General features: G+C 71.4%; 13 protein-coding genes. 11 read left to right on the forward strand and 2 right to left on the reverse strand.

Features of this window, described 5'->3' with window-relative positions:
* The first annotated feature begins 102 nt into the window (after positions 1-102).
* The 4 genes from BSB02_RS32585 (at position 103) to BSB02_RS32600 (ending at position 3,083) form a co-directional block, all read left to right on the forward strand.
* The gene (locus BSB02_RS32585; protein WP_143591430.1) at positions 103-432 is read left to right on the forward strand and encodes a hypothetical protein; all 330 of its coding nucleotides are present in this window, start codon (positions 103-105) and stop codon (positions 430-432) included.
* A complete protein-coding gene (locus BSB02_RS32590) occupies positions 425-808 on the forward strand; it encodes a ClpX C4-type zinc finger protein (RefSeq protein WP_084964823.1) in 384 nt (127 codons plus the stop codon). The genes BSB02_RS32585 and BSB02_RS32590 overlap by 8 nt, the downstream gene beginning before the upstream one ends.
* 176 nt (positions 809-984) lie before the next feature.
* Positions 985-2,196 carry an MFS transporter gene (locus tag BSB02_RS32595; RefSeq protein WP_084964824.1) on the forward strand — a complete coding sequence of 404 codons (1,212 nt, stop codon included), beginning with the start codon at positions 985-987 and terminating at the stop codon, positions 2,194-2,196.
* 332 nt (positions 2,197-2,528) lie between these two features.
* Positions 2,529-3,083, forward strand: coding sequence for a YceI family protein (locus BSB02_RS32600; protein ID WP_084964825.1), 555 nt, complete (start codon positions 2,529-2,531; stop codon positions 3,081-3,083).
* A gap of 27 nt (positions 3,084-3,110) precedes the next feature.
* Here the strand turns inward: BSB02_RS32600 and BSB02_RS32605 are convergent, their stop codons facing one another.
* The gene (locus tag BSB02_RS32605; protein WP_420855901.1) at positions 3,111-4,004 is read right to left on the reverse strand and encodes an aldo/keto reductase; all 894 of its coding nucleotides are present in this window, start codon (positions 4,002-4,004) and stop codon (positions 3,111-3,113) included.
* A 219-nt stretch (positions 4,005-4,223) separates the two neighbouring features.
* On the opposite strand from BSB02_RS32605, the gene BSB02_RS32610 reads away from it, so the two are divergent.
* Entirely contained in the window at positions 4,224-5,081 is an 858-nt protein-coding gene (locus tag BSB02_RS32610) for an SMP-30/gluconolactonase/LRE family protein (RefSeq protein WP_084964826.1), read from the forward strand.
* A gap of 119 nt (positions 5,082-5,200) precedes the next feature.
* Here the strand turns inward: BSB02_RS32610 and BSB02_RS32615 are convergent, their stop codons facing one another.
* Positions 5,201-6,007, reverse strand: a complete 807-nt coding sequence (locus BSB02_RS32615; RefSeq protein ID WP_206185010.1) for a hypothetical protein — start codon at positions 6,005-6,007, stop codon at positions 5,201-5,203.
* 203 nt (positions 6,008-6,210) lie between these two features.
* Between BSB02_RS32615 and BSB02_RS32620 the strand changes: the two genes are divergently transcribed.
* The 6 genes from BSB02_RS32620 to BSB02_RS41690 all read left to right on the forward strand — a co-directional run.
* Entirely contained in the window at positions 6,211-7,428 is a 1,218-nt protein-coding gene (locus tag BSB02_RS32620; RefSeq protein ID WP_143591431.1) for a sensor histidine kinase, read from the forward strand.
* Complete coding sequence (locus BSB02_RS32625; RefSeq protein ID WP_084964827.1) at positions 7,425-8,138, forward strand: response regulator; 714 nt, start codon at positions 7,425-7,427, stop codon at positions 8,136-8,138. Before BSB02_RS32620 ends, BSB02_RS32625 begins: the two co-directional genes overlap by 4 nt.
* 167 nt (positions 8,139-8,305) lie before the next feature.
* Positions 8,306-8,731, forward strand: a complete 426-nt coding sequence (locus tag BSB02_RS32630; protein WP_084964842.1) for a VOC family protein — start codon at positions 8,306-8,308, stop codon at positions 8,729-8,731.
* Positions 8,732-9,036: 305 nt separating this feature from the next.
* Positions 9,037-9,861 carry a tetratricopeptide repeat protein gene (locus BSB02_RS32635; protein WP_143591433.1) on the forward strand — a complete coding sequence of 275 codons (825 nt, stop codon included), beginning with the start codon at positions 9,037-9,039 and terminating at the stop codon, positions 9,859-9,861.
* A gap of 180 nt (positions 9,862-10,041) precedes the next feature.
* Positions 10,042-10,359, forward strand: coding sequence for a hypothetical protein (locus BSB02_RS32645; RefSeq protein ID WP_084964830.1), 318 nt, complete (start codon positions 10,042-10,044; stop codon positions 10,357-10,359).
* Positions 10,360-10,647: 288 nt separating this feature from the next.
* Positions 10,648-10,989, forward strand: a 342-nt coding sequence (locus tag BSB02_RS41690; protein WP_206185011.1) for a hypothetical protein, incomplete at its 3' end; no start/stop codon positions are given.

Here is a 10,989-nt window from a genome sequence, read left to right on the forward strand (position 1 = left end):
CCCGGGGGGGAACAGTGCCCTACCCCCTGCCCTGCCGGGGTGATCCGGGCGAGAACATCGCGCGTCTACACTCAGGCAACCTTGACAGGGGAGGTGTCGGTCATGGGAAGCAGTCTGGTGCGCTCAGCCGAGCACATCGTCTCTTCGGCGCGCCTTGCGGAACTCGAGGAGTGCTCCGCCTTGCTCCGCCGTACCCGCATGAGGGCGCAGGACATCGTCGACCAGGCACAGGCGCTGCTGCTCGAGGCCGAGCTGGAGGGCGAGCCCGAGCGCATCGCGGCCTGCGCCGACCAGTACGACCAGGCCCGCGCCGCCTACGCCAAGCTCCTCGACGCCTACCTCATCCTGCGCGGCCGCATCGCCGCGGAGCGCGCGACGCTCCGGATGTCTTGTCAGGCCGAGCCTGACGGACTAGTGTCAGGCCATGCTTGACAAAGACAGCATGCGCTGCTCGTTCTGCCAGAGCAAAGCCGCCGACGTCGAAAAACTGATCGCCGGGCCCGGCGTCTTCATCTGCGACCGCTGCGTCGGCCTGTGCACCGAGATCCTGGACTCCGAACGGCTCGCCTCGTCCACCTCCCAGCCCAAGCTGCCCATGTGGGAGACCATGAGCGACGAGGAGATCCTCAACCACCTGCCCAACATCGTCGCCGTCCAGCGGCAGATCGAGGACAACCTGCGCGACTGGGTGGCGCACCTGCGGTCGCGCAACATCAGCTGGGAGCGCATCGGGGCGGCGCTGTCCATGTCGCGGCAGTCCGCCTGGGAACGCTTCAAGACCTCTCCCCCTGCGACCGGCGCCGAATAACGGGTTGCCCCGGAAGATCGGGCCGGCCTAGCGTCACCGTGAACGACACGGCACGCGAGGAGGTCCCTCATGTGCATGGCGAAGGTCCCGGCTTCGGCGCTGTAGACCCTTCCCGTCCATCAGCTCCGGAGCAGACGCGGACCTGTTGACAGATCCCGCCAGCACAGGAGCTTTCTTTGCGTGCCTCCGTATCCGCGCGTCTGGGCGCGGACTTCCACAAGCTGTGGACCGCCAGCGCGGTCTCCAACCTGGGCGACGGCGTCACCATGGCCGCCGGTCCCCTGCTCGTCTCCACCCTCACCGGCGACCCGGTGCTGGTCGCCGGCGCCGGACTGGCGCACCAGCTGCCGTGGCTGGTGTTCTCGCTCGCCGGCGGCGCCGTCGCGGACCGGGTCGACCGCCGCCGGCTCATCCTCCTGGCCGACCTCGCCCGCGGGGCGGTCATGGCGGCTCTCGCCCTGGCCGTCCTGATGGGCACGGTCTCGATCCCCGTCCTGTATGCCGTGTTCTTCGTCCTCGGCGCGTGCGAGACGCTCGCGGACACCGCGGCGGCCGGGCGGCTGCCCTCGATCGTGCCGTCCGAGCTGCTGCCGCAGGCGAACGCCCGGCTGGAGGCGACGTTCACGGTGATCAACATGTGGCTGGCCAAGCCGTTCGGCGCCTGGCTGTTCGCGGTGGCCGCCGCCGCGCCCTTCGGGCTCAACGCGGCCACCTTCGTCATCGCCGCCCTCGCGGCCTGGACGATGAAGCCCCCCGCGACCGCACACCGTTCCTCCGCCAGCGGCGCCGGCGCTCTGGTGGCCGACATCCGGGAGGGCGTCCGCTGGCTGTGGCGCCACCGCACCCTCCGCACCCTGGCGCTGACCATGGGCGCCATGCAGGTCCCCTTCTTCGCTGCCTTCGCCACTTTCGTCCTGTACGCCAAGGAACGGCTGGGCGTGAGCGACGCCGGGTTCGGGATCCTGCTGACGTCCTCCGGCGTCGGGGCCCTCGCCGGCTCCGTCGTGGCGCCGCGGCTCCAGGCCGCCTTCCGCCCCGCCGTACTCCTGCGAACCGGGCTCCTCGTCGAATGCGGCACCCACCTCGTCCTGGCGATCACCACGAACGCCTGGGTGGCCGGGGCGACACTGGTGGTGTTCAGCGTCCACGCCATGGTGTGGGGCGCGGTCGTCGCCACGGTGCGCCAGCGGTCGGTGCCCGACCGGCTCCAGGGGCGGGTGAAGGGCGCCTACAGCCTCCTCGACGTGACGGGCATGGCCGCCGGCACCCTGCTCGGCGGCTTCCTGGCGCGCGCTTTGGGGCTTGCTGGGCCGTACTGGATCGCCTTCATCACGACAGCGGCAATCATCACTTTTGCGGGGAAAGCAGTAAACCGCTGTGACTCGTGAGGCGTCTCACCATCAGGGAGGCCCACCATGCAGGTCGTCGACGGCCTCGCGGCGCCCGACCTCGCCGAGCTCCGTCTCGAGCTCGTCCTGATCGCGGCGCTGCATGAGGAGGCAGAGCGGCTAGCCGCCGAATGAACGGGCTCCAGCTCCCCGGGCCCCCATCCCGGGGAGCTGGAGCAGGGGGAGCATCGGCAGCCGAAGTGCCACCTACTCGCACGTCGAGGATCTCCCCGGGGTTCATGGGGTTACCCGACTGGCACCAAAAGGACAGGCCGGAAGAGCTCCCCGAAGGCGCCTGCCGCTCGCGCCCGGCCGCGGGCTAGCCTGGCGGGATGGGCATCACCGCTGGCAGCTACACGCTGGGGCCCGAGTCCGGGCGGCTCCTGGTCAAGACGACACGCACCGGGTTCGGCGCGAAGGCCGGGCACGACCTCACCATCGAGGCCACCCGCTGGCGCGGCGAGGCCACGCTCGACCCCGCCGACCCGGCCGCCTGCTCGGTGAGCGTCGAGATCGACGCCGGATCGCTGGCGGTCCGCGAGGGAACCGGCGGCGTCAAGCCGCTGACCGGCTCCGACCGCCAGGACATCGAGAAGATCATTCGCGAGAAGATCCTGCACAGCGACCGGCACCCGGCGATCACGTTCCGGTCGGCACGGGTCGAGGGGACCGCGGAGTCGTTCCGCGTCGAAGGGGATCTCACCATCGTCGGCGTGACGCGCCCCGTCACGGTGCAGGGCTCGCTGTCGGAGGACCGCGCCCGCGGCTCGGCCACCGTCGTGCAGTCCCGGTGGGGGATCCGGCCCTATTCGGCGTTCTTCGGCGCGCTCAAGCTCAACGACGAGGTCGAGGTGCACGTCGAGGCCGATCTCGTCCCGAAGCGGTGACCGCGCTGGGCTGGGCGACGCCGCTTATCAGCCGGCCTCGACGGTCAGGGAGGCGACCTCGGCGGCGGACAGCCTGATCGCCGCGGCGGCGACGTTGTCCTCCAGGTGTGACACCGATCCGGTGCCCGGGATCGGCAGCATCGACGGCGACCGGGCCAGCAGCCAGGCGAGCACGACCTGCCGCGGCGTCACGCCGTGGCGCCGCGCGATCTCGGCCACGAGCCGGTTGCCGCCGAGGTCCTGGATCGGCGCCCACGGCAGGAAGGCCATCCCCTCCTGCTCGCACAGGTCGACCAGCGACTCCGACCTGCGATCGCCGAGGTTGTAGCGGTTCTGGATCGACACGACGGGGGTGAGCCGCTGCGCGCGCCGCAGCTGCTCCTCGGTGACGTTGGACAGGCCGATGTGCCGGATCTTGCCCTGCTCCCTGAGCGTGACGAGCGCGCCGATCGAGTCCTCCAGCGGCACCGCCGGGTCGGGCCGGTGGAACTGGTAGAGCGGAATCCGGTCGAGCCTGAGCCGCCGCAGGCTTCCCTCGCAGGCCTCGATCAGGTGCTCCGGCCGGCCGTTGACCGGCCACCGTCCAGGCCCAGTACGCTCAAGGCCGCCCTTGGTCGCGATCACGAGATCGTCCGGGTACGGGTGGAGCGCCTCGGCGATGAGCTCCTCGCTGACGTGGGGGCCGTAGGAGTCGGCGGTGTCGATGAAGTTCACGCCGAGCTCGATCGCGCGGCGCAACACCGCCTTCGCCTCGCCGCGGTCGGCGGGCGGGCCCCAGATGCCCTCGCCGGTGAGCCGCATCGCGCCGAAGCCCAGACGGTTGACCGTCAGGTCACCGCCCACGTCGATCGTGCCGGCCATGCCGGCGTGCACGGGCTCGGGCCGGCCGTGCCGGCGCGAGGGAGCGTCTGGCGTCCCCATCGGTACCTCCGTGTCTCCCGGTCTCCCGGTTTCCCGGCGTTTCCCGGCATCCGCTAACGGGCGACACCTCCCCGGTCTGGTGTCCTGGGAAACGTCGGCGGATCGGGGTCACGGAGGGCCGGCGGAAATCAAGAGCCCGCCGGTGTCGATCCGGGCGGTTGCCGTTCGTGTAGGAGGTGAAGGCTCCGTACCACGGTCTCTGACGAAAGGGGACGCACGATGGACGACGTCCTGCTGTCGGGATTGAAGATCGGCGAGTCGGCGCGCTGGCACGAGGGCCGGCTGTGGCTGTCGAACTGGGGCGCCGCCGAGGTGCTCGCCGTCGACCTGGCCGGCAACGCCGAGGTGATGGTCAAGGTGCCGACCACGATCCCGTTCTCGATCGACTGGCTGCCGGACGGGCGGCTGCTCGTGGTCGCCGGGCCGGAATGCCTGATCCTGCGCCAGGAGCCGGACGGGTCGCTGGTCGAGCACGCCGACCTGAGCGGCCTCGGGGCGAGCCTGAACGAGATCGTCGTGGACGGCCGCGGCAACATCTACGTCAACGGCGGCTGCGACTTCCACCCCGCCGAGGGCCAGGCGCCCGGGTTCGTCGCGCTGGTCACCCCGGACGGGACGGCGCGGCGGGTCGCCGAGGGCCTGGCCTTCCCCAACGGGATGGCGATCACCCCGGACGGTTCCACGCTGATCGTCGCCGAATCGTTCGCCGCCACCCTCACCGCCTTCGACATCGGCCCGGACGGAAGCCTGTCCGACCGGCGCGTGTGGGCGCCGGTGATGGCCGACGGCATCGTGCTCGACGCGGAGGGCGCGGTGTGGACGCCGAGTTGGACCGAGACCGGCCCGGCGTGCCTGCGCGTCGCCGAGGGCGGCGCGGTGCTGGAGACGATCCCGCTGGACCGTGCCGGGTTCGCGTGCACGCTCGGCGGCGAGGACGGCCGCACGCTGTTCATGCTGGCGGCCGACTGGCGCGTGCAGGAGGGGTTCGAGAGCAACATCGAGCGGCTCACCATCGGCCCGGGGACCGGCCAGGTCCGCATCGCCCGCGCCCCGGCCCCGCACGCCGGCCGCCCGTGACCGTCTCCCTCGCTGCTGCCGTACGGGATCCAAAGGCCCCTCCCGATCAGCAGGAAGGGCCTTTCCTGAGGGAGTGCCGGCCGTCTCAAGCGCGGGAGCGTCGGGGGCGACCCGGATCCTCATCCCCTCGGGCCCCAGGCCGTACCGACGATGTGTCCGGCGATGAGGACGACGAGCCACAGCATGGCGCGCCTGCTCGGCGGGGGGCCGCCGCGCAGCTGGGCGATGCCAAGGGGGATGAATGCGATGCAGAGGCCGCCCGCGGCGATGATGGACTGCGGGATCTGGGTGCCCTTGAGCGTCCCGAGCGCGAGCAGCGACATCAGGCCGAGCGCGACCGAGCGGCCCAGCCCCAGCGCGCCGGAGCGGTAGGCGCCGACGGCCAGTACCACCCAGCCGAAGAAGGCGGGTCCCGACAGCGCCCTGAACGGATGCCAGCGCGTGTCCCGCCATGCCAGGTAGTAGTCGTCGATGCCGTCGACCATGGCTTGCAGGCCGAAGCTGTCGGTCAGGTGGAAGGCCAGGTGATCGGTGCCGAACTGGAAGGTTCGGGTGAACAGGCCGGTGATCACCAGACAGCCGCCCCACAGTCCCCACAGCGGGCTGGTGGCGGCGACCCATTGCGCCAGCGTCATGACCGCCGGCCACAGCAGCACGATTCCGGAGGCGAAGCAGGTGTAGGCGGCGGTGATGAGGGCGGGGTGACGGGTGTAGGCGGCGAGCTGGTCGGGGAAGAAGAAATGGAACCGGGCGCGGAGCAGGATCCCGGTCATGAGCAGGGCGGGGCCGCCGATCAGCGAGATGGCGCCGACCCATCGTCCGGGAAACGGGTGTTGCCGGCTCTGGGCGGCCGCGGCGTTGGCGGCGCGTCGCTCCGCGTCGGCCTGCCGCCATCGTGTGATTCGCGAGCGAAGCTCGGCCTTCATGTGGTCCTGCCCCTCTTCTCGGTGTCTGCGCGGCCCGGAATGCCGGGCGCACCAGGATGGTGACGGGCGGTGCGGCGGGAGCGCGTCTGGCTCGGGGCGCATCTTGGCCGGCGGGCACGAGCCGGTGGTACGACCCCGGGCGGAGGCGGATGTCTGACCGTAGGCAGATGCCGGATGCTCCGGTGAGGCGATACCTTCCCGTCATGCCCGTCATGCAGTGGGCTCGGCGGCTCGGTGGATGGGCCGTCGCCGACGCGGCGACGGCGGTCATCGTGGCGCTGGTCGTCGGGTACGCCATCGTCGACCCGCCGGGGCCGTCGTCGTGGTGGCCCGCCTGGTCGGCCTGGCCGGTCGCCGCGATCATGAGCTTTCCGATCGCGGTACGGCGGCGCCGGCCGCGGGCCATGCTCGCTCTCGCGTGCGCCGCGGCCGTGCTGGCGACGGTCGCCGGCGCCGTCGCGGCGGGCGCGATCTGGGTGTCGTTCGTGCCGACGGTGCTCGTGCTGTACCTGGTGGCCGCCACCACCGCGGCCGGATGGTCGGCGGCGGCGCTGGCGGCGTGCGCGTCCGGCGCGGTGGCCGCGGTCCTGGTCTTCTACGCGCGAGTGCTCCCCGGGCTCGCCCCTGCGGCGCAGCCCAGCGAGCTGCCGCCGTACTGGCCGGTCGAGATCGGGGCGATCTGTGTCCTGCTGACCGCCGCATGGGCCATCGGGACGGCCGTCCGCTGGAAGCGGGACACGACCGCCCGCCTCGTCCGGCACCTCGCCGAGGCCGCGGTGACCGACGAACGCAGGCGCATCGCCCGGGAGCTGCATGACGTGATCGGCCACAGCATGAGCCTGATCGCCGTCAAGGCCACCGTGGCCAACCACGTCGCCGAGGCCCGGCCCCAGGAGGTACGCGCGGCGCTGGCCGTCATCGAGCAGACCAGCCGGAGCACGCTCACCGAGATCCACCGAGTGCTCGACCTGCTGCGCTCCGACGGCGATCCCCAGCAGGCCCATCTGCCCGTCCCCGGCATGGCGGACCTGCCCGAGCTGGCCGCCCACGCCCGCTCGGCCGGGGTCGATGTGAACCTGACCGTCCGCCAGGAGACGGCGGTGCCGCCCGCGGTCGCGGTGTCGGTGTACCGGATCGTGCAACAGGCCCTGACCAACGTCGTCACCCACGCCGCGCCCACCCGCTGCTCGGTCACCGTGGACGTCGACGGGCGGGAAGCGGTGATCGAGGTCGTCGACGACGGTCCCATCCATGGCCGGCCGCCGCGAGCGGGGCACAGCGGGTACGGCGGGCACGGCCTGATCGGCATGCGTGAACGGGCCAAGATGTACGGAGGCACGTTCAGCGCGGGGCGCCGGCCTGAAGGCGGCTTTCGCGTGTCGGCCCGGCTGCCCTACGACCCGAGCGGCGCCAAGGCATGACGATCGACAGCTCTTCCCCGTCTCCGCCCATCCGCGTCGTGCTCGCCGAGGACCAGGTCTTGATACGCGACAGCCTCAAGGTCCTCATCGACGCCACACCGGGACTGGCCACCGTGGGCGAGGCGGGCACCGGCGCCGAAGCCGTGCTCCTGGCCCGCCGGCGGCGACCCGACGTCGTCCTCATGGACGTGCGGATGCCCGACATGGACGGCATCGAGGCGACACGGCGTATCTGCGCCGACCCGGACAGCGCCGGGGTCCGCGTGCTGATCCTCACCACGTTCGACCTGGACGAATACGTGTATGCGTCGCTCCGGGCCGGTGCCAGCGGCTTCCTTCTCAAGAGCGCCACGGCGGCCGAGCTCCTGGCCGCCATCCACATCGTCGCCTCCGGCGAGGCATTGCTCGCGCCCACCGTGACCCGTCGGCTCATCGCCGAGTTCCTGCAACGCCCGCACCCCGCCCCGCTCGTGCGCGACCTCAACGACATCACCCAACGCGAGCGCGAGGTGCTCACGCTCATCGGCAAGGGCATGTCCAACTCGGAGATCGCCGAGCACCTTCATCTCACCGTCGGCACGGTCAAGACCCACATCGGCCGCCTCCTGGCCAAGCTGCACGCCCGAGACCGGGCCCAGCTCGTCATCGCCGCCTACGAAGGCGGGCTCGTCACCGTCCCGGACGGCCCTCACCGATGCCGTCCTCGTTGACGAGCCGCTTGCGCGTCCACGCTCACGTGGTCACGAGGTCGTCGAAGAGGATGTCGGGAATGGCATGGCGGCTCCGTCTCAGGGCAGATGCGGGCGCCGGCCGTACCGCATCGCCGTACCACACCGCCGTTCCACACCAAGGAGGCCTCAGCATGACGATCCAGCGGATGGACAACGTCCTCATCGTTGTCGACGACCTTGACGCTGTCATCGCGTTCTTCGTCGAACTCGGCATGGAGCTGGAGGGCAAGGCGCCCGTCGAGGGACGGTGGGTGGAGCGCGTCATCGGGATCGACGACGTCCGCCAGGACATCGCCATGCTGCGCACCCCGGACGGCCGCGGCCGCATCGAGCTGGCGAAGTTCCACACGCCGAAGGCGATCAGGGCCGTGCCGGAGGACGCGCCGGTGAACACGCTGGGGATTCGCCGCATCATGTTCGCCGTCGACGACATCGAGGACGTCGTCGCCCGCCTGCGCGCCCACGGCGCCGAGCTCGTCGGCGAGGTGGCACAGTACGAGGACAGCTATCGGCTCTGCTACGTCCGCGGCCCCGAGGGCATCATCGTCGGGCTGGCCGAACAGCTCGGCTGACGGCCGCCGAAGGGACCGCGCACCCCAAGCGCCATCCGGGCACCCGCGAGCCCACCACCCCTGACGACCAGTCGCCCCGTGCCATTCAGGCTTCGATGGGCTGAGTACGCGCCGCGGTGAGCACGGGCAGCCGGCGACCTACGATGGGCCTTGTGGGCCGTACGGCGGAGGCCGAGGTCCTTCTGCGTGAGGCGCAGGAGGCGATGCGGGTCGGTGAATGGCCGGCCGCCAAGGAGGCCTTCGAGGCCGTCCTCGCGCGTGGGGGAGGCGGGCGAGGCGCGTTTCGGCCTCGGCGTCGCGCTTCAGTGGCTGGGCACCCTGAGGCCGCGATCCGCCACTGGGAGCGCGCCTATGCCGATTTCCGGCGGCGTCGCGACGCGGAGCAGGCCGTCCTGGCGGCCTTCTACCTCTGCCTCGGCTACCGCATGATCCTCGGTAACGAAGCCGCGTCCCGCGGGTGGTGTGAGCGCGCCGCGAGCCTGGTGGAGGACCTCGGCGCCGCGGGGCTCAAGGGCTGGGTCGAGCTCGCCCGAGCCTACGTCGCCAACGAGAGCGGGCGCCCTCGGGAGGCTGAGCTCCACGCGCGCCAGGCCCTGGCCGTCGCGCGGGCGACCGCCGGCTCCGACCTCGAGCTCTGCACCAAGAGCGAGCTCAGTGCCGCCCTGGTCTCGACGGGCCAGGTCGAAGAGGGTATCGCGCTCCTCGAGGAGGCGATGGCGGGCGCGCTCGCCGGGGAGGGCGCCGACCTCGACACGGTCGTGCTGGTCAGCTGCCGCACCGTGGCGTCCTGCGATCGAGGCGGCGACGTTCGGAGGGCCGCCCAGTGGGTCGGGGCGGCAGACGGGTTCAACCGCCGCTTCGGCTCCCCGCACCTCTATACGACCTGCCGTACCCACTACGGCGGCGTCCTGTTCGCCACAGGCAGGTGGGCGGAGGCCGAACGGGAGCTCAAGGCCGCGCTCGAGGTCGGCAAGGGGGCGGAACCGGCGCTGCACGCCGAGGCGCTTGCGAGGCTCGCCGAACTGCGGCTGGCCCAGGGACGCACCGAGGAGGCGGTGCGGCTCCTGAAGGGTTACGAGGACCGCCCCGCCACGGCGCGTGATCGGCGCCGTCCATCTCGCCCGCGGTGAGCCGGGCGCGACCGCGGTCGTCCTCGCGCGCCGGCTGGCAGAAGCCGAGGACGGCTCGCTGGAGTACGCCGCGCTCTGCGAACTCCTGGTCGAGGCTGCATCGCCCGCGGCGCCCTGGCCGATGCCGCCGCGTGCGCCGAACGGCTTGCGGAGCTGGCCTCCCGCGTCGACTCACACCTGATGAGGGCACGCGCTCACCGTGCCCTTGGCCGTCTCCGCGCCGCCGCGGACCGCCCGGACGCGATCGCCTCGCTGGAAGCGGCCCTTGCGGCGTTCCGGCGGCTCGGCATGCCGTACGAGGCCGGCAAGACGCGCTTGCTGATCGCGACATCGCTCGCCGACCGTGAGCGTGAGACGGCGATCGCCGAGGCTCGCGCCGCCACGAAGCATCATGCGGCCGCGGGTGCTCTGGCGAGTGGCGCGCGGAGCCCGCCGCCGGGCGTCGACGTGCGGTGTGAGCCCGCCATCCGGCTCGCTCCAGCGGGCGGCGATCGTTGACGCGATGAGCACCAGGGCGCTTCGACTTCGTTCGGGCGCGGGGAGGGAGCGCTCCTCGAGCGGCGAAACCCATGACGCCAGCCCTGGCGCCTAGGTACTCCGCCAGGCGTAGAAACGCCTCCTGGTCCACCCCGCGTACATCTCGCGACCGGCGGCCCACGGTTGCCCACCAAGCAACCACCCTGCGGTAGAGACCGCAGGTCAGTAGCCGAACCTCCTGATCGTTGATACTCGCACCGAGGCGGCCAAAGGCAATGCGAGCGAGGCTCCTCTCGGCCTCCCCTGTCAATGCGAGGATTCGGCACCGACGGCGCCGAGCTCACGGGCGATCTGCGTGACAGGCTGGCCGCGCACGGCGGCCCCGGCGGCTTCTTCCTCGGAGTGGGTCACGCCGAAGTCACGGCCTTCTGCACCGCGGAACGCCACGCCGTACTTGTGCTGGTGCGGCGACGTGTGTGCCGGTCACCGCAATATGCTGGAACTTCAATTCCGGAGCTGGCGAATACTCGCGTCGCTACGAAACTTCCCCAAGATCTGGCTTGCCTTTCGATCGTCGAACTCGACAGGTCCCAAGACCATGCATCAATGAACCTTTTTCATCCTCGTGCGGAAGCCGCTGGCCACATCATG

The sequence above is a fragment of the Thermoactinospora rubra genome (assembly GCF_002093975.1).
GTDB lineage: Bacteria > Actinomycetota > Actinomycetes > Streptosporangiales > Streptosporangiaceae > Nonomuraea > Nonomuraea rubra_A.